Source organism: Arthrobacter sulfonylureivorans, assembly GCF_022637435.1.
In the GTDB taxonomy this organism is placed as follows: Bacteria; Actinomycetota; Actinomycetes; order Actinomycetales; family Micrococcaceae; genus Crystallibacter; species Crystallibacter sulfonylureivorans.
On the sequence record NZ_CP093326.1, the window covers coordinates 2,842,737 to 2,864,712 of the forward strand.

A 21,976-nucleotide genomic window follows, 5' to 3' on the forward strand; every position below is an offset into this window, starting at 1 on the left:
AGACAGGTCCGCTCATGGCGTCTGCTTCACCGCAGCCGGAGGGTGCAACCACCCCGCCCGCTGCGCAACACGAGGCGGCGCTCGAGGCCACGGTGGCGCTGCCCGGGGAAGATTTTTCCCGGGTAGCGCTCACCGGTCCGGCCGTCGGGTTGCTGCAGAAACTTTGGGAGACCCACGGGCCGCTAATGTTCCACCAATCCGGCGGCTGCTGCGACGGGTCGTCGCCGATGTGCTATCCCGCGGGCGAATTCCTCACGGCAGACGCGGACGTCCTGCTGGGAACGTTCGACCTCCCGGACCGCGGAAGCCTGGACTTCTGGATGTCGCGGGAACAGTTCGCGTACTGGAAGCACACGCATCTGACCGTGGACGTGGTGGAGGGGCGCGGCAGCGGGTTCTCCGTGGAGGCGCCCGAAGGCAAGCGCTTCCTGATCCGCTCCCGGCTGTTCGACGGCTGAGTCAGTCGGGCGTCCCGGCGCTCGGTCGCCTACCCTCAGCGTGGGCGGCCGGGCGTTGCTAGTTTTCGAAGAGGCAGAAGGGATGGCCGGCCGGGTCGAAGTAAACGCGGACCTCATCCTGCGGTTGAAATGCCGCCAGCTCGGCGCCGGCTGCTTCCGCATGACCGCAGGCAACGGCCAAGTCATCGACCAGAATGTCCAAGTGCATCAGTATCTGTTGCTCGCCGGGTTCTTCGGGCCAGACCGGCCGGCGGTAGTCGTCTTCCAGCTGGAAGGACAGGCCGGGACCACCACTCGGATTGGCCAGCGTGACCCAGTCCGGCTCCCTGGTGCGAATGTCCCAGCCCAACAGCCGGCCGTAGAAGTCCGCCGGGGCCAGCGGGTCAGGGGCACCCAAAACGGTGGCGTGCAGCCGCAGCCCTCCGGTTCCGGGCATCGCGCCTCCTCTGTTCCGCCAAGCTGTTGCGCAGTCCGGTCATGCTACTGCGGCTTCGCCCCGGCGGCTAGCTGCCGGAGAGTACCTCGGCCAGCGCACGCTCCCCGACACCGCGCAACAGCCGGTTGTCGTCGGAGGAGGTCAGCAGCGCCGTGGCCATGGCCAACGCCCAGCCGCGGCCGCGCTGCCAGGTCTCCGGCGCCACATCGGTGCGCGATTCGACCGCGGCGATAAACTCCCGGCGTCCCACGGCATCGAACACCAGCCAGGCGGCGGCCAGATCCGTGGCCGGATCGCCCGCGGTGATGTCGCCGAAGTCGATCACGGCTGCCAGCCGGGTGCCGTCCACCACCAGGTTGCCTGGGTGGAGGTCGCCGTGCAGCCACAGCGCCGGTCCGTCCCATGCCGGCAGCGCCGAGAGCTGGCGCCACAGCGCGGCGACGCGCTCCGGCTGCGGCACCGCACCGGAATCCAGCCGCTGCAGGACGGCCGCATTGCGCGAGGCCAGCGGCACGCCGCGGACCGGATTCACGGGCGCTCCGGACGGCGCGGGTACGTGCAGCGAGGCTACGAACGCGGCCAACCCGGGGGCCAGCGAACGCCGTTCCTCCGCGCGGAGGCGCCAGGCTGCCCGGCCTTCGAGCCACGGCACCACAGACCAGGACCAGGGATAGTACGACGACGGCTTGCCGCAGCGCACCGGGGCGGGCACGGCGACCGGCAGTTCCGGCGCCAGCGACGGCAGCCACTGCTGCTCGTTCAACAGCAGGTCCGCGGCTGCCTCGCGGCACGGCAGCCGGATGGCCAACTCGCCGCCGAGTTTGAACGTGACGTTGTCCCAGCCGTTGGCCACCCGCACCAAGGGCAGCCGGGCCAGGTCCGGAAACTGGTCGGATAGCAACCGCTGCACCAGGTCGTTGGTGACGTCGATCTCGGCAGCGGGCATCAAGGCCATCTGGTCCGTACTTCCTTAATTCGTGAGGCAAGGCCCCGCCAGCGGCGCGGACCTTGCCTGCGTGCTGATCTGATGCGGGGACTTCCATCAGATCATCCGGGAGCGCTCGGGACCAACCGGACACGCCTGCCCACCGGCCTGCTTGCTTGGTCACTACACGGACGACGCCCCCGCCGGTCAGGGCAGGGGCGTCGCCAACATCAGGCCGAGGCCGGTAGAGCCGCTAGGCCAGTGGCGTAGGTCCAATATCCGTACCGGTGACCGCGCCCCGACGTTTCAGGACGACCAGCCGGGGAACCGGGCCGATATCGGCGCGGGCCGAGCCTAGAGCAATACTGTGCACTTGTTCTCCCCCGACTAACCCTGAACGCCGAGGCGTTCGAAAATGAGTTCACGGACGCGGCCGGCGTCGGCTTGCCCGCGCGTCGCCTTCATGACTCCGCCGACAATGGCTCCGGCAGCCTGGACCTTGCCGCCACGGATCTTCTCCGCCACCTCCGGCTGGGCCGCCAGCGCCGCGTCGATCGCTTCCAGCAGCGCCGAATCGTCGGAAACCACGGCCAGGCCGCGCTTCTCCACAACCTCTTCCGGGCTGCCTTCACCGGCGAGCACGCCGTCAAGCACCTGGCGGGCCAGTTTGTCGTTGATCTTTCCGGCCTGCACCAGGCGGTCCAGCTCGACCACCGTCTGCGGGCTCACACCCAACTCGGACGGTTCAACTTCGGCTTCCTTGGCACGGCGGGAAATCTCGCCCATCCACCACTTGCGCGCTACCGCCGCGGAGGCACCGGCGGCGATGGTCTCCTCGATCGAATCCATCACGCCGGCATTGACGACGTCGCGGAATTCGGCATCCGCGTAGCCCCAGTCGGCCTTCAGCCGCTTGCGCCGTTCGGCCGGGGGCTCCGGCAGCCGGGCACGCAGTTCCTCGATCCACGCTTTTGTGGTAACGACGGGCACCAGGTCCGGCTCCGGGAAGTAACGGTAATCGTCGGCGTCCGACTTCGGCCGGCCCGAGGTGGTGGACCGAGTGTCCTCGTGCCAGTGACGGGTCTCCTGGACAACCTTCTGCCCGGATTCCAGCACCGCGGCGTGGCGCTGGATCTCGAAATAGACCGCGCGTTCGACCGCACGCAGCGAGTTCACGTTCTTCGTCTCGGACCGGGTGCCGAACTGCGTGGCGCCCTTCGGCATCAGGGACACGTTGGCGTCGCAGCGGACGTTGCCGCGTTCCATCCGGGCATCGGAGACGCCCAGGTTCTTGACGATCTCGCGGACGGCGGCCACGTAGGCGCGGGCCAGTTCGGGAGCACGGGAGCCGGCTCCGACGATCGGCTTGGTGACGATCTCCACCAGCGGCACGCCGGCGCGGTTGTAGTCCACCAGCGAGTACTCGGCGCCCTGGATGCGTCCGGTGGCGCCGCCCATGTGGGTGAGCTTGCCGGCGTCCTCTTCCATGTGGGCGCGTTCGATCTCCACGCGGAACACTTCGCCGTCTTCCAGCTCGATGTCCAGGTACCCGTCGTAGCAGATCGGGTCCTCGTACTGGGAGGTCTGGAAGTTCTTCGGGGTATCCGGGTAGAAGTAGTTTTTCCGGGCGAAGAAGCACGACTCGGCGATCTTGCAGTTCAGGGCCAGCCCGATCATGATCGAGTATTCCACCGCCGACTTGTTGACCACCGGCAGCACGCCGGGCAGGCCAAGGTCCACCGGCGACACGTTCGTGTTCGGCACGTCGCCGAACGCGTTCGGAGCGGCCGAAAACATTTTCGTCTTCGTGTTCAGCTCAACGTGGACCTCAAAGCCGAGGACCGGATCGTACTTCTCCATCGCCTCGTCAAAGGCGACCAGGTCTTGTGTTGCAGCCATTTACTTCACACCTCCGAGAGCAGGAGCCTGGGCCAGCAGCGGGCCGCCCCATGTGGCTTCCAACAGGTTTTCGAGGCCGGCGCCGGCGCGGTACAGGCGGGCATCTTCACGGGCCGGGGCCAGGAACTGGATGCCCACCGGCAGTCCGTCGGCCAGCCCGCCGGGCACCGAAATGCCCGGGACACCGGCCAGGTTCGCCGGAATGGTGGCCACGTCGTTGAGGTACATGGCCATCGGATCGTCCAGCTTTTCGCCCAGTTTGAAGGCGGTGGTCGGAGCGGTCGGCGAGATCAGCACGTCCGCGGTTTCGAAAGCTGCGGCGAAGTCGCGCTGCACCAGGGTGCGGACCTTCTGCGCCGAACCGTAGTACGCGTCGTAGTAGCCGGCGGACAGGGCGTAGGTGCCCAGGATAATGCGGCGCTTGACCTCGTCGCCGAAGCCGGCCGCGCGGGTGGCACCCATCACGCGTTCGATGGTCAGCGAGCCGTCTTCCGGCAGCACCCGGTGTCCGTAGCGGACGCCGTCGTACTTGGCCAGGTTGGAGGAGGCCTCCGAGGGCATGACCAGGTAGTAGGCGCCCAGCGCGTACTTGAAGTTCGGGCAGGACACTTCCACCACGTCGGCGCCGGCGCCGCGCAGCAACTCGAGTGCCTCGTCGAAGCGCGCCTGCACGCCGGCGGAGTAGCCTTCGCCCTGCAGTTCCTTGATCACGCCGATGCGCATTCCGCGCACGTCGCCGCTCCGGGCGGCCTCGACCAGGGCACCCACCGGATCGGTCAGCGAGGTGGAGTCGGCCGGGTCGTGCCCGCCGATGACCTCATGGAGCAGCGCAGCATCCAGCACGGTCCGGGTGACCGGCCCGATCTGGTCCAGGGAGGACGCCATCGCGATGGCGCCGTAGCGGGAGACTCCGCCGTAGGTCGGCTTAACGCCCACCGAACCGGTCACCGCGGCCGGCTGCCGGATCGAACCGCCGGTGTCCGTGCCCAGCGCCAGCGGGGCCTCGAAGGCCGATACCGCAGCCGCGGAACCGCCGCCGGAGCCGCCCGGGATGCGCTCCAGGTCCCAGGGGTTGCGGGTGGGGCCGAAGGCCGAGTGCTCGGTGGAGGAGCCCATGGCGAATTCATCCAGGTTGGTCTTGCCCAGCATCGGCATCCGCGCCGCCCGGATCTTCTTGATCACGGTGGCGTCGTACGGGCTCATCCAGCCCTCGAGCATCTTCGAGCCGGCGGTGGTGGGCTGGCCCACGGTGACGATCAGGTCCTTGATCGCGATCGGGACACCGGCCAGGGCGTGCAACTCTTCGCCGGCGGCGCGGGCCTTGTCCACGTCCGCTGCGACGGCGAGCGCCTCGTCGGTGTTCACGTGCAGGAAGGCGTTGACGTCGCCGTCGACCGCGGCAATGCGGTCCAGGTGTGCCTGGGTGACCTCGGTCGAGGACACCTCGGATGCGGCCAGCAGTTCCGCCAGCTTCGCGGCGCTGTGGGTAATCAGTTCACTCATGGGTGCGTCCTACTCCTCGTCCAGGATCGCCGGAACCTTGAACCGGCCGTCGGCCGCGTCCGGTGCGTTCGCCAGTGCCAGTTCCTGGCTCAGGGTCTCGCCCACGACGTCCTCGCGGAACACGTTGGTCAGCGGGATCGGGTGTGAGGTCGCCGGCACCTCGGGCCGGGCAACTTCCTGGACGGACTTGATCGAATCGACAATGACGTCGAGTTCCCCGGCCATCTTGTCCAGTTCTTCGGCGGTCATCTCAATGTGGGCCAGGCGCGCCAGATGCGCCACCGCCGCACGATTGATCTCAGACATGAGTCTCCTACGCGGATGGATTGCTTTTCCTGTTCAGTCTACCGGCGCGGGACGGTCCTTCAGTCGCCAAGGGGACGGTGGCTATCCGGCGGCGGGGACGTGTGATGGCGTTGACTGCCGTCTGTGCAGTGCTTAGACTTTCGCCCCATCCACGGCGAGGAGGCCCGATGCATCCGGCTCGACTGGCGGCAGCAGCCCTGGCCGTCCTCCTGCTCTCGTCCTGCAGCAGCCTTCCGCCAAGCTTCCCTGCTCCCACACCTCCTGCCACCGTCAGCGGTACGGCGGGCCAGCCGGCCACCGCCTCTGCTCCGGCCACTCAGGCAGATCCCTCCGCCAGGGCGGTGGAATTCGCGGCGGCCGGGGACTTCGGCGACGGGGAGTCGGCCGCGGATGTCCTGGACGCGATGGCGGGCAGCAAACCCCAGTTCGGCCTTGCGCTCGGAGACCTGTCTTATGGCAGCCCCGGGAAAGAATCGGCGTGGTGCAGCTTCGTCACCGACCACCTGGGGCGGGATATTCCCTTGCAGCTGCTCTCCGGAAACCACGAGAGCGACGGCCGGAACGGTTCCATCGATGCCTTCGCGGGCTGCTTGCCTCCGCGTTTGCCCGGCGTCAACGGTGTCTATGGCCGCCAATGGTTCGTCGATCTCCCGCAGCGGGATCCCGTGCTGCGGCTGATCATGATTTCGCCGGGTTTGCATTTTGCCGATTCAGGCCGCTGGGATTATGTGCCCGGAAACGAGCATTACGACTGGACCGCCGCCGCCATAGACTCCGCCCGTGACGCGGCCATTCCGTGGGTCGTGGTTGCCTCGCACCTGCCCTGCCATACGGTGGGCCGTTACGAATGCGAGCCGGGCCCCGCTGTGACGAATCTGCTGCTGGACAGAAAGGTGGACCTGGTGCTTCACGGCCACGAACACCTCTACCAGCGCACGCACCAACTGGCGCTTGGCCCTGGCTGTCCGTCACTGCTGCCCGCCCGCAGTGCCGGAGCCTGCATTTCCGACACCGACTCCGACTTCTTCTCCGGTGCCGGCACGGTCTTCGCGACCGTCGGCACCGGCGGGCGGCCGCTGCGCGACGTCAACGCCTCGGATTCCGAGGCGCCGTACTTCGCTGCCTACTCAGGGAAGAACGTGGAGCCCACGCACGGGTTCCTGAAGATCCTGGTAACCGACGATTCTCTCCGGGCCGAGTTCATCCGTGCCGACGGCGGGGATTTCGTCGACTCCTTCACGCTGCATCGGCCCTGAGCCGGCACCGTTCCGGCTGCGGGCGCGCGTTGCCGCAGGCAACAGCCCCTTGACTACAGCCCCTTGACGAAGACCAGCAGCCGGATATCCGTGCCTGGCACCGGCCAATCCCGCTCCGGCACGCGGTCGAATCCCAGCGATTCATACAGCCGGTGCGCCGCGGTCCAGTCGCTGCCGGTGGTCAGGCTCACCGAATCAATCCCCTCCAGGGTGCGGGCATGGGCCACGATCGCCTCCACCAGTGCCCGCCCCACGCCGGAGCGCTGCAACCCCGGATCGACCGCCAGCATCCGGAACTCCAGCTCGCCCTCTTGGGCGATGTCCGCATATTCCCCACCGGCCCGGGCCAGCGTCACCGCGCCGGCAACTCGTCCGCCGCGCTCGGCCACCCACACCTCGGCCCGCGCGGCCCGGTGTGCCACGTCGGATACGTGAACCAGATACGGGTGGTCGGCGGCCGGAAAATGGCCCGCGGCCAGATAGGCCTCGCGCGTCAGGCGCGCTACGTCGTCGTAATCAGCTGCGGTGGCAGGGCGGATGGTGATGTGCATGTGCTGGGGCGGGTCCTCGCGGAAAGGGGAAAGCACGACGGCGGTGCGTGCCTTAACAGTTTCGCGCACCGCGGGCGGTGCGCGCCAATGCGGTCATCCGTCCCGGTTCAGCCGGGCTGCGGGTCGGAGATGTGGCCGGGCCGCTGCTCGGGCCGGTCGCCGCGCCTCGGCCCGGCCGGCGGGTCAGGCAGCGGCAGCAATTCGGGATTGACCTGCCGCTGCAGGGCTGCCAGCGCCTCGGCAGGCAGGGCCAAGAGCCCATCCAGCTCCTTGCGCGCCCGGCTGTAGGCCAGTTGCCGCTCGGCCGGCGTGGCCGCCCGGTCCACCGCGATGGTCAGCAGCCGGCGGGCGGTGTTCAGCCGCAGCCGTTCTGGTCCGCTGAAGTGTTGATCCCGGATCCGGCGGGCCTCGCGTTCGGCGATGTCGAAGGCAACCTCAAAGGCGCGGACCGCCTCGCGATATTCGCGCAGCCGCTCATCGGTGGCGATTTCCGCCGCTGTGACCGGGAGCAGCCCGTCGGCAGTCCGTTTGGCGCGCAGGAACGCCACGGTGAGCGGTTCACGCACGTCGGACATCATCGGATAGTCGATCAGTTTCGCTACGTCCAGCTCGTAGTCGAGCCAGCGGACGTTGACCGCGTGATGGTCAGCCATCAGTTTCTCGGTATCGCGAAGCCGCTGCTGGTGGGCGGCAGCGGCGGCATGCCGCCGGTCCGCCTCGCGCCGGGCCGCCTCCGACCAAGCGCTTTCGCGGCGCTGGCCACCCGCCCGGTTCCTGGCCTGCTGGCGCCTGGTGCGCTTGGCGTGCTGTCCCATGCCGGAGACCACGGCGAAGCCAACCCAGATGAACCACCAGGGAAAACCATCGGCGAAGAACTCGTTCATGGCAGCTCCACACGTCCATGCTCCCATGGCCGGTGACGCGAGTCACGTCTGCCTTTCCGGCTGGACCCCAGCAGCGAGTCGCCGGGCTATTGAGCCGGCGCCCGGCGGTAGACGCTGCCGTCCGGCTCGCGGACCAGGAAGCCGTAGTCCACCATGGCGCGCCGGAGCATCGGCACGTCGGCGGTGAACACGGCCAGCTTGGCGTTCAAGTCCTTTTCGGCCATTGTTTCTCCGCCCGCGATGACCTGGTCGCGGAGGTAGCCCAAGAGTTCCAGCCGGTCGGCCGCTCGGTGCGGCAGCACCACCAGCCCGCCGGCCAGGAAGCGTTCCGGTCCGGTCGGCTCCGGTGTCCGTGCCGCCGCCAGCGCCGCCTTGAAAACGTCCGGAGCAACGGTGAGGGCGCCGCCGTCGTCCATCACCAAGCCGGAGGCGAGCAGCTTCTGCCGTTCCTTGGCGGTCATCTCGGGTTGCTGGCCCAGCACCAAGGCCGCATAGAGTCCACGCAGCCGATGGCTGGCCAGCGTGGAGAGGATTTTCTGCCAGCTGGTGTCGGCAGGCCGCTCCCCCGTCATGCCGTGCCGGTTTCCAGTAAGCGGCGGAATCCGTCCTCATCCAGGACGGTCAGGCCGAGCGATTCGGCCTTGTCCAGTTTGGTGCCGGCGTTCTCGCCCGCTACTACGTAGCTGGTGTTCTTCGAGACGGATCCGGACGCCTTGCCGCCGCGGATGATGATCGCTTCCTTGGCCTCGTCGCGGCTGAAGTTCGGCAACGTGCCCGTAACCACCACGGTCAGCCCCTCCAGCGTGCGCGGCGTGCTCTCGTCCACCTCATCGGCCATCCGCACTCCGGCTTTCTCCCAAGCCTCCACGATCCCCACGTGCCAGTCCACCGCGAACCACTCCTTCAAGGCGGCCGCGATAGTGGGGCCGACGCCGTCCACGTGCGCCAACTGTTCCTCGCTGGCCGACCGGATGTTTTCCATCGACCCGAACGCGGTGGCCAGGGCGCGGGAGGCGGTGGGCCCGACATGCCGGATGGACAGCGCGACCAGTACTCGCCAGAGCGGCTGGGTCTTGGCCTTTTCCAATTCCCGGAAGAGCTTCTCCGTGTTGGCGGCGGGCTTGGACGGGGTCTTCGCCGTCGGCTTGGTCCAGAAGTATGGGACCAACTCCCACTGGCCGGTGCCGGCCCCCTTGGAGCGCTTCTCGCGCCAGACTTTGATCTCGGCCAGCGCCTCGCGCAGCGTCTGGTCGGCGTTGCCTTCCGCGAGCTCGAAGAGGCGGGCTTCGTCGGTCAGGACTCCGGGACCCTCCGGCGCCGGGTAGCCGCCGATAGTCGCCGGGTCCGGGCCCGGCCCCGTGGTGAGGGCGACGGCGGCCTCCCAGCCCAGCGCCTCGACGTCGAACGCGCCCCTGCCCGCAAGGTGGAAGACGCGCTCACGCAGTTGGGAGGGACACGAGCGCGCATTGGGGCAGCGGATGTCAATGTCGCCCTCCTTGGCGGGCGCCAGCGGCGTGCCGCAGGAGGGGCAGACGGTGGGCATGGCGAAGTCGCGGACCGGCGGATCCTGCGCCTCGCGCAGCGCCATGACCGGGCCGACGATCTCCGGGATCACGTCGCCGGCCTTGCGCAGCACCACGATGTCGCCGATCTTCACGCCTTTGGCCTTGACCACGTCCTGGTTGTGTAGCGTGGCCATCTCCACGGTGGAGCCGGCCACCTTCACCGGTTCCATCACGCCGTATGGCGTGACCCGGCCGGTGCGGCCCACATTCACGCGGATGTCCAGCAGCTTGGTGTGGACTTCTTCCGGCGGGTACTTGTAGGCAACGGACCAGCGCGGCACGCGCGAGGTGTGGCCGAGCGCGCGCTGCAGGCCGAAGTCGTCCACCTTGACCACGATGCCGTCGATCTCATGCAGCAGGTCGTGGCGGTGCTCGCCGTAGTGCTCGATGAAGGCAAGCACGTCCTGGTAGCTGTCCACCACCTTGAAGTAGGGACTGGTGGGCAGCCCCCAACCGCTCAGCAGGCGGTAGGTGTCCGATTGGCTCTCCGCGTCCAGTCCTTCGCGGGCACCGATCCCGTGGACAAACATGTGCAGCGGCCGCTCCGCCGTCACCTTCGGGTCCTTCTGGCGCAGCGAGCCGGCCGCGGAGTTGCGCGGGTTGGCGAACGGCGCCTTGCCGGCCTCCACCATCCGTTCGTTCAGGGCCAGGAAGTCTTTGGTGGGGATGAAGATTTCGCCGCGGATCTCCACCTCGGCCGGAAAGTTGCTGCCGGTGAGCTTGCGCGGAATGTCCCCGATGGTCAGCACATTATGGGTGATGTCTTCGCCGGTGGTCCCGTCACCGCGGGTGGCGGCACGGACCAGTTCGCCGTTGCGGTAGAGCAGGTTCACGGCCAGTCCGTCGATCTTCACCTCGCTGAGCCAGCGCAGTTTCCTGCCGTTACCCAGATTCGCCACGGAGGCGGTGGCACGGTCCAGCCAGGCCTTCAGCTCGTCCAGCGAGAAGACGTCCTCCAACGAGTACATCCGCTGTAGGTGCTCCACCGGGGCAAAGGCGGCCGAGACCTCGCCGCCGACTTCCTGGGTGGGCGAGTCGTTGGCCACCAGTTCCGGATGCAGCGCCTCGATTTCTTCCAGCCGCCGGTACAGCGCGTCGAATTCGGCGTCCGAGATCAGCGGGGCGTCCTCGTTGTAGTACGCGTAGCGGTACTTGCGGACGTTCTCGGTCAGTTGCTCGTATTCGTCCCGGATCTCGTCGCTCGGGATTTCGCTGGCGGATGTTTCGACTGTGCTCACCTGACTATCTTGCCCCAGGAGCCCGGTTCAGGCGACGACGGCGGTGCCTCGTTGGATGGGCACGTTGCGTTCAGTCTTCGGCATCCAACTGTTCGTCGAGCAGCGGCAGGTCCGCTGCGGTGACCAGATGGGAGGTCACCGCGTGCTCGACCAGCCGCGCCCGCCGGTTGGTGGCGAGCTTGCCTCCGCCGCCGCGCAGCCCGGCGACGCCTACGCGGTCCAGCTTGTCGCAGACGTTATCCAACTTGCGGTTGAACTTGGTCAGCGGCCAGCCCAGCCGGGCGGCCGCCTGCGACGACGACGGAATCGAGCTCAGCCCGGTGCCGTCGCGCTTGAGCATGGGTTCGGCCAGGGCCAGGATCAACGCCTTTTGCGAGTCGGTGAAGATCACCGGACCGATGGTGGTCTCCCCGACCGCATCCGTGTCCCGGTGTTCCTGCCGGAAGGACGGCGTCTTGACGTGGACGGACAACTCGTAGGTGGTCGGGCCGGCGGTGAAGACGATGTTCGTCAGGCTGAAGACCAGCGGGATCCGTGCGCCCGGCGCCAGCCAGGCCTGCATGCCGCCGGTGGAATCGGCGACGGTGGCCGAGATCAGGGAGCCGACGTTGGCCAGCCACCAGATGTCGTCGTAGTGGGCTATCTGCAGGAACTTGCGGTGCAGGTACGGATTGTCGTCGATCTCCAGATCGCCTTCGCGTCCAATGGTGAACACGTCATCGTCCGTGGGTTCATACCACTCCCCGCAGAACTCAATGCTCACATCCGCCACCGGTAGCCCCCTGTATGTTGTGTTGCCCGAACGTGTCGAGGCGAGTTGATCGTTTCATGAACCGACTTCTAACGCTATTCCGGCGGCACCCGGCTATTCGTCGGCGCAGCCGCGGACCGGATCCGAGGCCCGGCCGTTCGCCCGCACCACCACTACCTCGATGCAGGTCCGGTCGTTTTCCGCCAGCGGCAGCGCCGCCTTTGGTTCGCCGGTGCGTTCGGGCTCGCCCTGGCCCAGCGCGGTGACGGGCGTCCAGATGAACAGGTCGTCGTCGCGCGGATCCGGATTGGTCCAGCTGAAGACGGCTTCGCTTCCTTGGACCCGGCCGTCCAGGTCCTCGGGCGGCACCACGTTGCCGGACAGGCCTTCCAACGCGTTGGCCGGTGCCCGGCTGACCGGCGCATCAGGCACGGCCGCCTCGGGCGCCGCCCCGTTGAGCACAAAGATGACGCCCGCAGCCACGGCCGCCGCTGCAACCGCCCCGGCTGCCCATGCCCAGGGACGGCGGCGGGCACCGCCGGAATCCGTCCACTGGTCTTGCTCCGAGTCCCTCAGGACGGTGGAGTCATCCGGCTCCCGTTCCAGCCGCCGCCCGTCCGGTCCCGTGGGCAACCGCTCGGTGCGCTCCGGGAAGACGGACGCGGCCGCCGGCGGTGCCACGCGTGGGTCGATCGAGACGATCCCGCGCACCCGCGTCGCTTCGCCGTCGTCGGCATCCGCCTCGCCTGCGGAGGGCGCGTCCTCCAGCACTTCGAACGGTGTGACGGACAGGTTCAGTTCGGCTTGGACCCGCTGCAGGGACAGCGCGAAGGCGTGGGCCGATTTGAACCGTGAGCCCGGCGACTTGGCCATCGCGGTGGCCAGGGCCAGTTCCAGCGATGCCGGCACATCTGCCCGGCGCAGCGGCGGCAGCGGTGCATGGGCAATGCGGTCCATCAGGTCGCGCTGCGAGTTGCTTCCGCCGGGCTGCATGAACGGGGACCGTCCGGCCAGCAGCGTGTAGACCGTGGCGCCCAAGGCCCAGATATCGCTGCGGGTGCCGTTGCCGGCGTCGCCCTTGAAGGCTTCCGGCGGCGACCACGGAATGGACATGCCGGCGTCGCTGTCCGCGGCGTCGGTGCTGGAGGAGATGCCGAAGTCGGTCAGCGCCGGACGGTTGTAATCGGTGACCAGAATGTTGGCCGGTTTGATGTCGCGGTGCGCGATTCCCGCCCGGTGCGCTGTTTCCACGGCGGAGGCCACCTGGATGCCGAGGGTCAGGACCTCGTCCACACCCAGCGGCCCTTGGCGGTAGCGCGCCTCCAGGCTGGGCCGCGAGCAGTACTCCATGGCCAGGTAGGAATGTCCGTCGGCGGTGAGGTTGGCCTCGTAAATCGTGACGATGAACGGGTGCGTGGACAGCTGCGCCATCAGGTTCGCCTCGGATTCGAAGCGGCGGCGGGCGTCCTCGGTCCTCAGCCCGGACAGCAGCACCTTGACGGCCACCCGGCGCTTGGGCCGGTCCTGTTCGTAAAGGTACACGTCGGAGAAACCGCCCGAGCCAAGCAGCCGGACATAGCGGTAACCGTCAATGTTCGGCGGCGGCGCGGGCGGACGCTTCACGCTCACGGAAGGTCCTCGAAGCGCAGCGAGATGCCGTCGCCCAGGTCCGCGATGTCGCCGTCCAGCAGCATGACCGCTTCCCCGTGGCCCAGCCGCCGCGGAGCCTGCCGGCCGCGCAGCAGCACCGTGCCGTTGGTGGACTTCAGGTCCGCCAGGATCACGTGCCAGCCTTCCAGCCTGACTTCCACATGCGAACGCGAGATATCCCCGCTGGCGCTGTGCACCGGAACCAGCCGCGGCATCACGCTGCCCTGGACCCTGTTGGCCGAAGGCTGCCGTCCCACAATCACCGGCCGGTCCAGCTCCACCACGTCACCGGTGGAGACCCGCATCCGCCCGAGTACCGGCCGTTGCACCTCCTGCGCGTCCTCGTCCAGCGGAGCACCGCAGAGGGCGCACGCGGAACTGGTCGGCGGGTTGGCGTGGCCGTCCCGGCACGTCCGGGCCAGCACCATCGGTGCGGTGCTCGGTGCCGACGCCGGGGCAGCGGCAGCGGGCGCAGACGGAACATCGGGCAGGTCGCTGCGCATCAGCGTCTGCCCGTCGTGGTCGCCCTCGTCGAGCCCGGCCGGCTGGGCGGCCGGCCCCGGGCCGCGGTTGGCCGAGGCCACCGGCTGCGGCTCCGGGGCCGCCGACGCCGCAGTACCCGCGGCAGCGGAACGCGTCAGCCAGGGAACGGCGTCGATCAGGTCCGCCGGTTGGGCCGGCTTCCCGGCGTTGCGGCCAGCCCGGACATCCGGTGCGACGGCGGTGCTCCCCCGGACTGCGTCAGCGGACTGCTGCTGTGGTGCTGGGGGCAGATTGGCCCGTTGCGCGGCGGTATGGACAACCGTCTGGTCCAGCTCGTCAACGGCCGCCTCGGCGTCCGGTTCCGTCTGGCCGCCGGCCGGCTGCCCGTCCGCGGAGGCTGGGTCGGCCGCGGCGGCAGCGCCGTCGGACTCATCCTCCGGCACGTAGATGCCGGTCATGTCCAAATTTTCGGACAAGCCAGGCCCGGCAAAAGGGGGCGCCGGTTCGACGGCGGAGGTCTGCCGCGCCGGTACTGCGGCAGCGCGGACGCCGGCGGGCCGGGCAGCGGAGGCAGCCTGTACCGCGGCGGTGGGTGCCGCGGCAGTCGGCGCCCCGGCGGCTACCGCGCCCAGCCGAAGGGTTCCCAGCTGGACCGCGCCGGCGCGCAGCGGCAGCCACGGCCCCGGCTGGACTGCCGAATCGGTTCCGCCGGATCCGAGCGCAATGGTGGCGCTGTCGGAGGCCAGCCGTCCTTCGGTCCAGCTGGAGACTCCGTGCCCGCTCAGCTCCTGCCCGTCCGAATCCGCGGACACCACCACGTCTCCGCGGAGCACCGCATGGATGCCGTCGGCGGTGGAGACGATGCCGAACTGAGGCATGGCGGACAGATTGGCGCCGCAGCCGGACACGACGGTGCCCAGCAAAGACTCGAGGGTGGCACCGGACTCCAACGCCTGCCAGAGCTGCTGCACCAAGTCATCGTCGGAACCCGGTTCCAGGAGCACTGCGGTGCCGCCGCTGACCAGGCCGATCCAACTCCCCGGGCTGTAGGTCTGGCCCGTCACCGGTCATCCTCCTCCGAGGCCGGCTCTCCGGGAGCCGCCAGCCGGGGCAGCGTCGTCGTATCCTCCTGCCGTGGCGCGGTCGAGGCGTCTTCGGGGTCGTCCTGGAGGCCGTCGGCGTCAATCACCACCACGGTGATATTGTCCCGTCCGCCCGAACGCAAAGCCGCCTGGATCAGCGAATCGACCGCGTCCTGCGGCCGGGACAGCGAGGTGAGGATGGTGTAGATGTGGTCATTGCTGACCTCCGAGGTCAGCCCGTCGGAACAGATCATGATCCTGTCCCCCGGTTCCACCGGCACCATCCAAAAATCCGGCTGGTTGTCTTCGCCGGTGCCCAGTGCCCGGGTGACAACATGCCGGCGCGGATGCACCAGCGCTTCCTGGGCCGTGATCCGTCCCGCCTCCAGCAGTTCCTGCACCTCGGAGTGGTCCACACTGATCTGTTCGAGCCGGCCCTTGTGCAACCGGTAGGTGCGGGAATCGCCCACATTGAACACCAGCCAGTAGGGCACACCGCGTTCGGAGACCAGCGCCGCGCCGGACACGGTGGTCCCCGCACGGGATGCTGCCGCGGCCCTGATCCGCGCGTCTGCCCGGGCAATCAGCTGTTCGAGCTCGTGGGCGCCCAGCTCGTGGCTGGCCACGTAGTCGCGCATCGTTTCCACGCAAATGCGGCTGGCCACTTCCCCGGCCTCATGTCCGCCCATCCCGTCGGCCACCACGAACATGGTGCCGTCGGCCAGATACGCGTCCTCGTTAAGCATTCGCCGTAGTCCGCGGTCCGAGCCGGCCCCGACGTTGAGCCGGATGGCCTCGGCGCCCGATGCCGCGCTCATGCCGCTCCGATGGTGAAGCTGCGGTCGCCGAACTCCACGGTGGCACCGGGAGCCGCTGCCACGGGTTCTCCCGGGGCCAGCTGCCGGCGGATGCCGTCAGCACCGGTCACCGCGGTGCCATTGGTGGAGTTCCGGTCGGTGACCCAGACCGTAGGGCCGTCCACGCGCAACAGCACGTGGGTCTTGGACACCGAGCGTCCCATGTCCGCGAAGTCGATCAGCTGATCGATGTCTTCACCGGCGGCTGCGGCCGGGTTGCGCCCGATCAGCGCCGTCGTTTCAAGTACCACGTCGCGCCCGTCGTCGAAGGTAAGAGTGAGTGGGCCCGCCTGCGTGCCGGACGCGCGGACCAGGGTAGCGGCGAACTCTTCATCTGGATGCTCGTCCCCGCTGGCGACTCCCGAAGCGGTTCCTGCCGCAGGCGTGCCTGCCGCTGCCGGTCCAGCCATGGCCAGGGCGTACGACGGCGCGGCCTCTCGGGTGCTCTGGTCACCAGGCACCGGCGCCGGCGGCACGGCGATGGCGCCAGCTGCGGGGGCAACTGGCGCAGCAACCGGTGCCGGTACCGCATCCGCACCGAATCCCGGGATCGCGGAAATGACGCCGGAAGGCTGCTGGGCTGCCTCCACCGGGGAGGCCCCGTGCGGATGCTGTCCTAGCGAAGCCGCTCCCGCAAAGCCGGCGTGAGCGTCGGTGCCCTCCGGCGCGAAGGCCGCCGGCCCGTACAGGCCGCCGGTGGTCAGCGGGTCGCGGCCCTGTGCTACATCCAGCACCAGGGTCTTGGCCACCTTGTCATGCCAGCCCTGCCGCTTGTGGTTCCGGTCCCACACATTGGAGACCACCACCACGATGGCGCCAACGGCCAACACCAGTCCGCCGACGGCGATGATCAGGCCGCGCAGGAAGATGGCGCCCCAGCCGGCAGCATGGCCGTCCTCGTTGGCGGTGCGCAGGCCCAGCACAAGGTTGCCGGGGGTCTTGCCGGTGGTGGCTTCCCAGCCCCACAGCCACACGGTGTAGGCCAGCGAGAGCAGCGATGCCAGTCCAAGCCAGAGGAACAGTCCGCCCACCGCCGAGCCGGCTGCGGAGGCGCTGCCTGAGGCCGCGGCCTGCAGCACGGCGGGAACGCTGGCGGCGTAGGCGGCCAGCATCAGGATGGCCGGCGGAATCTTGTCGATCAGCCACGCCCCGAGCCGTTTTCCGGCCGAGGCGCTGACCAGATTCAGTCTTGCTGCCACGTGCTGCTCCCGCCTTGTTCCGACCGTCCGGTCTGTGAGTCTACTGTACGGAATCTGGCGGCGGCCGGGCTGCGCCGGCGCTGGGCGAGCCGCCGCCTGGCGTCGGCCACCAGCGAGCGCGGCGTGTATTTGGCCCGCTGCCGCTGCCAGAAGCCCAACGATCCCTTCATGTCCGCCAGCGACTGGTCCACATGATCCCAATACTGCTGCACCTGGACCTCCGTGGGCTCGGCGGCCCCGAAGATCGCGGCGTCGGCCCGCCGCGCCAGCAGCGTGGTGCCCGCCGCCGTCGTCGGGAATTCCTCCGCCAAGGCGGACGCGTGCTCGCGCCGGGTGGCATTGGGGGCCGCCCGCGCTCCCATGTCGGTGGCCAGCGAGATCACTTCGCGCCAGCCTCCGCCCACCCGCTGGCTGGGCAGGCCTTCGCTGGCCCGCCGCTTGCGCCGGCGCAGCTTCAGCCAGGCGATCAGCAACAGCGGCGCCAGCAACACCGCCAGCGGAAGGGTGGCCAGCCCCACCGCGGCGAAGAGCCAGCCCCACTGGTCCCAGAACGACTTGTCCTGTTGCTCGGCGTCCTGCGGTTCCGGAGCGGTGTCCGGCGGCAGTTCGGCCGGTTCCTGCGGCGGGGGCGGCGGCTGCAGGACCTGGGGCTTCGGCGTCGATTTGGGCTCCTGCTGCGGCGGAGTCGGCTCGTTGTCCTCGTCCGGCGTGGGATCGAACGCGACCCAACCGGCATGTTCGAAGGCCACCTCCACCCAGGCGTGCACGTCCTCGCCCTTGATCTCCACCGGCCCGGAGCCTGAGCGGCCGTCCTGCGGATCCGGGTAGAAACCCATCACCACCCGCGCCGGGATGCCCAGGTGCCGGGACATCAGCGCCATGGCGACGGCGTACTGCTCGTCGTCGCCAATCATCTGCTCGGCATCCAGCAGCTGGATCATCCGCCCGGCGTGATGCCCGGACAGGCTGCGGGCCTCGTCTTCCTTGCCGTTGCTGAAGAAACCGTTCTCGTGCAGGTTCCGCTCCAGTTGGCGGACCTGTTCGATCGGTACCGTCGCTTCGCCCACGAACTCGTTGGCCTTGGCCGCAATGATGTCCGGAACCCGGGCCGGTTCCGGCAGGCGGACGGACGCGAAGTCGTACTGGGCCAGCTGGGCATCTTCCCACCGGCCCGGGAAAGTGGTCTCCACCGAGTAGCCGTCGCCGGCTTGCAGGTACCTGGTGGTCAGCGCGGTTTTCGACTCGTCGTTGTAGAACAACGACCCGCCCAGCTCGCCGGCCCGTTCACCGTCGAACGCCATGCCGTTGATGCGCCCGCCGGCCGGCAGCCAGACGCCGCTGTAATCCTCGATCCGGATGTTCAGCCGCGCGTCGTCGCCGGACACTTGGCCCAGCGAACCGGCGTCGCCCACCGGTGTGAAGTTGCCGCCGCTTTCCGGATTGACGTTGTACACGGTGCCGTCGAAGGTATCCAGCGCGGCCAACCGCACCCGCTGGCCCTCCGGCAGCCCAGCCACGGTGAAGAGCGTTTCGTCGGGCCGGTCCTTCACGTAGCCGCGGAAATCCATCAGCGGACTGGGGTAGTCATAGAGATTGACCGGGGGTACGACGACGTCGCGCAGCACCTCTCGCTCGCCCCGCGCCGTGAGTGCGGGGCCGGCCAACGCCGTCAACACCACCGCTCCTGCCAGCATGCCGGCGCCCATGCCGAACCTGCGCCGCAGCCCGGCCCGGTGCGCGGCCGTGTCGGCCAACGCCGGGCTGGCCGTCACACCGGCGGACGCATCGCCGCGGGCCAGATGGCGGTGCCATGCGAGCCAGGCCGCCGATACCGCGACCAGCAGCACGCCACGCAGCACCGGCAGCGCCGGGACGTCCGTGCCGAAGGCGATGCCGAGCAGGAAAAACGCCAGTACCGGCAGCAGCGGCCAGTACGGTCTGTGGACGCGCCACGCCAGGGTGCCCGCCAGCAGCGCCGAGGCCAACGCGCCCAGGAACGGCACCACCAGCATGCCGCCGGAGACTCCCACCGGCGGGGCCACGGTGAGGATGTCCTTCCACGCGAAGACGAAGCCGGTCAGCACGGTGCGCAGGGACTCCAGCGACGGCAGCACACCGCCGGTGGCCTCGGTGGGCGCGGCGAAGGCGCTGCCGAACAGCAGGTAGGCGCCCAGCCCGGCGGTGGCCGTGGACAACAGCCCCAACCGGTAGCGCGCGCAGGCCAGAGACAGCAGCAGTCCGACGACGATGCCGCCGAAACCCGCGGTCAGGTATCGGCCGTTGCCGCCAAAAACGTGGTGGAAGCCGGCCAGCCCCAGTCCGAGCAGCAGCACCAGGACGGCTGCGTCGATGGCTAACTGACGTGCCGGCCGCGGCAACCAGGCCGCCAGTGCCCCGGCGGTCGGCGGGAGCCGCCGGCGCGCGGCGGGCAGACCGGCGTCGTTCTTCCCATCCGCGGCACGACGGCGTACACGGGTAGTCTGCCGGCCCGGTTGCGGGGCGTTTGAGCTGCCGTTCATGCGGCGGCCCTCCTGAGCACGATGGCCAGGTCGTCCAGGCTGGGCAGCGACAACACGGACAGATCGCCGATGGTCGCCCGTGCGGCCTCGAGTCCCCCACCGCAGCGGATGGCGAAGGCCCGGATGCCGGCCGGCACCGCGGACGACGCTTGGCGCAGCTGGGTGGCCGAGACCTGGTCTCCGACGACCAGGAACATCACGGACGCATTGGGCACGGCCTCGGCGGTACCGCGGGCCAGTTCCACCGCGGTGGAACGCTGCGGCCTGCCTTCGATCCGGGTCATTTCATCCAGCAGAATGCGACCGGTTTCGCTGCGCAGCGGGCCACGCTGGGTCAGCACGCTCAGGTTGCGCTGTTCGCGGATGGCCTGCAGCCCGATCGAGGCCGCCACGGAGACAGCCAGTTCGAAGTCTTCCTCCGAACTGTATTCCTCCGTATTGGTGGATACCGCAACGGCCAGGTGCGCGCGGCGGGTTTCCTCGAACTGGCGCACCATCAGCGAGTTGGTGCGCGCCGTTGTCTTCCAGTGGATGTAGCGGCGGTCGTCGCCGGGGACGTAGTCACGCAGTGCATGGAAGGAGACATCGGCGCTGGCCAGTTCCTTGGTGGGCAGGCCCTCGAGGTCGCGGATGAAGCCGGAGGCCGAACTGCCCAGGGCCGTGGTTCGCGGATGCACGAACAGATCGGTCGGTTCCGTCCACATCATTTGGCGGCGCAGCAGGCCCAGCGGATCCTGACGCACGGAGCGGACCGGGCCGACCACGATGACGGCGCGGCGCTGGGTGGGGATGGTGAACAGGTCTTCATGCACCTGCCCGGCCTTCATCCGCGGCAACTGGAACACGGCCGTGGCCGCTCCCACCGGCAGCTCCAACGCGGCCGGCAGCAACGGCTTGTCCGCGGTGTTCGTCACGGCCACGCTGCCCACGGCCCGGTCGCCGACCGCAACCCTGGTGCGTGCCAGATCCAATTCGACCCCGTACGAAGAACGGCCGAGGACAAAACCGATGGCCAGCAGCAGCAGGAACAAGCCCATCAGCGCCGCGATCTTGGCTTCCTGCCAGCCGAAGGCCGCTCCGAGCACCAGCAGCAGCAGCGCGCTGCCGGCCACCACCCAGCCCAGCGGACTGACCGTTTCCAGTACCGGCCTCAGGTAGCGCCCGGCGACGTTCTTCGCCCGCCGCGAGGCCGGCTGCAGGTATTGCTCGGTGAGCGAAGCCGCTTCGGCAGCCAGCGAGGCCGGATGCAGCAAGCTGGACTTGTCCGGGGCTACCCGGCGGATCGTTTCGCCGATGCCGCCGAGCCTGCTGGTCTGCTCCGTGTCCCGCTTAGTCGCCGTCTCCGTCATGCAGACGGCTCCGGCGGGAATCGATTCTCAGGCACGGCCTTAGACCGTCACCCGCTGCTGCGGGGCAGGCACGTCGGCCAGCACACGGGACATCACGGCCTCCGGTGTGGCGCCGGCAAACTCCGCCTCGGGGTCCATCACGAACCTGTGGTTCCAGACCACCGGCGCCAGTTCCTTGATGTCGTCCGGCAGCACAAAGTTGCGGCCCTGGGAAGCGGCCCAGACCTTGGCCGCACGGACCATGGCCAGGGCACCGCGGACGCTGACGCCCAGGCGCGACTCGGAAGCATTGCGGGTTTCCTCGCACAGATGCGAGACGTACTCCAGCACCGAGGTGTCCACATGGTTGGTGGCGGCCAGATCCGCCATATCCCGCACGGCCTGCGGCGTGATGATCGGTGTCAGCGCCGCGGACCGGTCACGGGTACTCGCTCCGCCCAGCAGTTCCACCGTCGATGCCCGGTCAGGGTAACCGATTGACGTTTTGATCAGGAAACGGTCCAGCTGGGCTTCCGGCAGCCGGTAGGTACCGGCCTGCTCGATCGGGTTCTGCGTCGCGATGACCATGAAGGGCCGTCCGGCGTCGTAGGTCACGCCGTCCACCGTCACCCGGCCCTCTTCCATCACTTCCAGCAGCGCCGACTGGGTCTTCGGCGAGGCACGGTTGATCTCGTCCGCCAGCACCACCGTGGCGAAGATCGGACCCTTGTGGAACTCGAACTTCTGCGTCTTCTGGTCGTAAATCGTGATGCCCGTGACGTCCGACGGAAGCAGATCCGGCGTGAACTGAATGCGCGAGTTCGAACCCTGCACCGTGGCGGACAGCGACCGGGCCAGCATGGTCTTGCCCGTGCCCGGAGCATCCTCCAGCAGCACGTGCCCCTCGGCCAGCATGGCGGTCAGCACCAACCGCACCACCTGGTTCTTGCCCAGCACCGCCTGGCCCACATTGGCGGCCAGCTTCTCGAACGTCTCGGCGAACCACTCGGCCTGCTCGGAAGTCATCGTCATGCTGTTCTCGGTCTCTCTTCGTCTTGCATCGGTGTCAAAAGGCACTAGCTACTT

The 21,976-nt window shown here is 68.7% G+C and carries 19 protein-coding genes; 2 read left to right on the forward strand and 17 right to left on the reverse strand.

Annotated features, from left to right (window positions below; genetic code table 11):
• The first annotated feature begins 14 nt into the window (after positions 1-14).
• Positions 15-458 (forward strand): DUF779 domain-containing protein, encoded by a 444-nt coding sequence (locus tag MNQ99_RS13170; RefSeq protein ID WP_127511840.1) that lies wholly within the window; start codon positions 15-17, stop codon positions 456-458.
• 58 nt (positions 459-516) lie between these two features.
• Here the strand turns inward: MNQ99_RS13170 and MNQ99_RS13175 are convergent, their stop codons facing one another.
• The 5 genes from MNQ99_RS13175 to gatC form a co-directional block, all read right to left on the reverse strand.
• Positions 517-894, reverse strand: a complete 378-nt coding sequence (locus tag MNQ99_RS13175) for a VOC family protein (protein ID WP_241913244.1) — start codon at positions 892-894, stop codon at positions 517-519.
• Positions 895-961: 67 nt separating this feature from the next.
• Positions 962-1,849 (reverse strand): aminoglycoside phosphotransferase family protein, encoded by an 888-nt coding sequence (locus MNQ99_RS13180; RefSeq protein ID WP_241913245.1) that lies wholly within the window; start codon positions 1,847-1,849, stop codon positions 962-964.
• A gap of 357 nt (positions 1,850-2,206) precedes the next feature.
• Entirely contained in the window at positions 2,207-3,718 is a 1,512-nt protein-coding gene (gatB, locus tag MNQ99_RS13185; protein WP_241913246.1) for an Asp-tRNA(Asn)/Glu-tRNA(Gln) amidotransferase subunit GatB, read from the reverse strand.
• Positions 3,719-5,221, reverse strand: coding sequence for an Asp-tRNA(Asn)/Glu-tRNA(Gln) amidotransferase subunit GatA (gene gatA, locus MNQ99_RS13190; RefSeq protein ID WP_127511843.1), 1,503 nt, complete (start codon positions 5,219-5,221; stop codon positions 3,719-3,721). It abuts the gene before it with no gap.
• A gap of 9 nt (positions 5,222-5,230) precedes the next feature.
• Complete coding sequence (gene gatC, locus MNQ99_RS13195) at positions 5,231-5,527, reverse strand: Asp-tRNA(Asn)/Glu-tRNA(Gln) amidotransferase subunit GatC (protein WP_127511844.1); 297 nt, start codon at positions 5,525-5,527, stop codon at positions 5,231-5,233.
• 167 nt (positions 5,528-5,694) lie between these two features.
• On the opposite strand from gatC, the gene MNQ99_RS13200 reads away from it, so the two are divergent.
• Positions 5,695-6,783, forward strand: coding sequence for a metallophosphoesterase (locus MNQ99_RS13200; protein ID WP_241913247.1), 1,089 nt, complete (start codon positions 5,695-5,697; stop codon positions 6,781-6,783).
• Positions 6,784-6,836: 53 nt separating this feature from the next.
• Here MNQ99_RS13200 and MNQ99_RS13205 read toward each other — a convergent pair whose 3' ends face one another.
• From MNQ99_RS13205 to MNQ99_RS13260, 12 genes are all read right to left on the reverse strand, one after another.
• On the reverse strand, positions 6,837-7,334 hold the full coding sequence (locus MNQ99_RS13205) for a GNAT family N-acetyltransferase (protein ID WP_127512130.1): 498 nt from the start codon (positions 7,332-7,334) through the stop codon (positions 6,837-6,839).
• A gap of 107 nt (positions 7,335-7,441) precedes the next feature.
• On the reverse strand, positions 7,442-8,218 hold the full coding sequence (locus MNQ99_RS13210) for a hypothetical protein (protein WP_241913248.1): 777 nt from the start codon (positions 8,216-8,218) through the stop codon (positions 7,442-7,444).
• Between the two features lie 86 nt (positions 8,219-8,304).
• A complete protein-coding gene (locus MNQ99_RS13215) occupies positions 8,305-8,790 on the reverse strand; it encodes a DUF2087 domain-containing protein (protein ID WP_241913249.1) in 486 nt (161 codons plus the stop codon).
• Positions 8,787-11,021, reverse strand: a complete 2,235-nt coding sequence (ligA, locus tag MNQ99_RS13220) for an NAD-dependent DNA ligase LigA (protein WP_338423096.1) — start codon at positions 11,019-11,021, stop codon at positions 8,787-8,789. Before ligA ends, MNQ99_RS13215 begins: the two co-directional genes overlap by 4 nt.
• 70 nt (positions 11,022-11,091) lie before the next feature.
• On the reverse strand, positions 11,092-11,793 hold the full coding sequence (locus tag MNQ99_RS13225) for a hypothetical protein (RefSeq protein WP_127511848.1): 702 nt from the start codon (positions 11,791-11,793) through the stop codon (positions 11,092-11,094).
• Positions 11,794-11,886: 93 nt separating this feature from the next.
• Positions 11,887-13,401: a serine/threonine-protein kinase gene (locus MNQ99_RS13230; protein WP_241913250.1), complete on the reverse strand. Its 1,515-nt coding sequence runs from the start codon at positions 13,399-13,401 to the stop codon at positions 11,887-11,889.
• Positions 13,398-14,969: an FHA domain-containing protein gene (locus MNQ99_RS13235; protein WP_241913251.1), complete on the reverse strand. Its 1,572-nt coding sequence runs from the start codon at positions 14,967-14,969 to the stop codon at positions 13,398-13,400. Before MNQ99_RS13235 ends, MNQ99_RS13230 begins: the two co-directional genes overlap by 4 nt.
• Complete coding sequence (locus tag MNQ99_RS13240; RefSeq protein WP_127511851.1) at positions 14,966-15,805, reverse strand: PP2C family protein-serine/threonine phosphatase; 840 nt, start codon at positions 15,803-15,805, stop codon at positions 14,966-14,968. Before MNQ99_RS13240 ends, MNQ99_RS13235 begins: the two co-directional genes overlap by 4 nt.
• The gene (locus tag MNQ99_RS13245) at positions 15,802-17,043 is read right to left on the reverse strand and encodes an RDD family protein (protein ID WP_241913252.1); all 1,242 of its coding nucleotides are present in this window, start codon (positions 17,041-17,043) and stop codon (positions 15,802-15,804) included. The genes MNQ99_RS13240 and MNQ99_RS13245 overlap by 4 nt, the downstream gene beginning before the upstream one ends.
• The gene (locus MNQ99_RS13250) at positions 17,028-19,562 is read right to left on the reverse strand and encodes a transglutaminase TgpA family protein (protein ID WP_241913253.1); all 2,535 of its coding nucleotides are present in this window, start codon (positions 19,560-19,562) and stop codon (positions 17,028-17,030) included. Before MNQ99_RS13250 ends, MNQ99_RS13245 begins: the two co-directional genes overlap by 16 nt.
• Positions 19,559-20,911, reverse strand: a complete 1,353-nt coding sequence (locus tag MNQ99_RS13255; protein ID WP_241913254.1) for a DUF58 domain-containing protein — start codon at positions 20,909-20,911, stop codon at positions 19,559-19,561. Before MNQ99_RS13255 ends, MNQ99_RS13250 begins: the two co-directional genes overlap by 4 nt.
• Positions 20,912-20,950: 39 nt before the next feature.
• The gene (locus tag MNQ99_RS13260; RefSeq protein WP_127511854.1) at positions 20,951-21,922 is read right to left on the reverse strand and encodes an AAA family ATPase; all 972 of its coding nucleotides are present in this window, start codon (positions 21,920-21,922) and stop codon (positions 20,951-20,953) included.
• Positions 21,923-21,976: the final 54 nt, after the last annotated feature.

What these genes read in the sequence shown, in the direction of transcription:
- MNQ99_RS13170 (WP_127511840.1), top strand. Translation starts at nt 15, where the DNA reads ATGGCGTCTGCTTCACCGCAGCCGGAGGGTGCAACCACCCCGCCCGCT.
- MNQ99_RS13175 (WP_241913244.1), bottom strand. Translation starts at nt 894, where the DNA reads ATGCCCGGAACCGGAGGGCTGCGGCTGCACGCCACCGTTTTGGGTGCC.
- MNQ99_RS13180 (WP_241913245.1), bottom strand. Translation starts at nt 1,849, where the DNA reads ATGGCCTTGATGCCCGCTGCCGAGATCGACGTCACCAACGACCTGGTG.
- gatB (WP_241913246.1), bottom strand. Translation starts at nt 3,718, where the DNA reads ATGGCTGCAACACAAGACCTGGTCGCCTTTGACGAGGCGATGGAGAAG.
- gatA (WP_127511843.1), bottom strand. Translation starts at nt 5,221, where the DNA reads ATGAGTGAACTGATTACCCACAGCGCCGCGAAGCTGGCGGAACTGCTG.
- gatC (WP_127511844.1), bottom strand. Translation starts at nt 5,527, where the DNA reads ATGTCTGAGATCAATCGTGCGGCGGTGGCGCATCTGGCGCGCCTGGCC.
- MNQ99_RS13200 (WP_241913247.1), top strand. Translation starts at nt 5,695, where the DNA reads ATGCATCCGGCTCGACTGGCGGCAGCAGCCCTGGCCGTCCTCCTGCTC.
- MNQ99_RS13205 (WP_127512130.1), bottom strand. Translation starts at nt 7,334, where the DNA reads ATGCACATCACCATCCGCCCTGCCACCGCAGCTGATTACGACGACGTA.
- MNQ99_RS13210 (WP_241913248.1), bottom strand. Translation starts at nt 8,218, where the DNA reads ATGAACGAGTTCTTCGCCGATGGTTTTCCCTGGTGGTTCATCTGGGTT.
- MNQ99_RS13215 (WP_241913249.1), bottom strand. Translation starts at nt 8,790, where the DNA reads ATGACGGGGGAGCGGCCTGCCGACACCAGCTGGCAGAAAATCCTCTCC.
- MNQ99_RS13240 (WP_127511851.1), bottom strand. Translation starts at nt 15,805, where the DNA reads ATGAGCGCGGCATCGGGCGCCGAGGCCATCCGGCTCAACGTCGGGGCC.
- MNQ99_RS13250 (WP_241913253.1), bottom strand. Translation starts at nt 19,562, where the DNA reads ATGAACGGCAGCTCAAACGCCCCGCAACCGGGCCGGCAGACTACCCGT.
- MNQ99_RS13255 (WP_241913254.1), bottom strand. Translation starts at nt 20,911, where the DNA reads ATGACGGAGACGGCGACTAAGCGGGACACGGAGCAGACCAGCAGGCTC.
- MNQ99_RS13260 (WP_127511854.1), bottom strand. Translation starts at nt 21,922, where the DNA reads ATGACGATGACTTCCGAGCAGGCCGAGTGGTTCGCCGAGACGTTCGAG.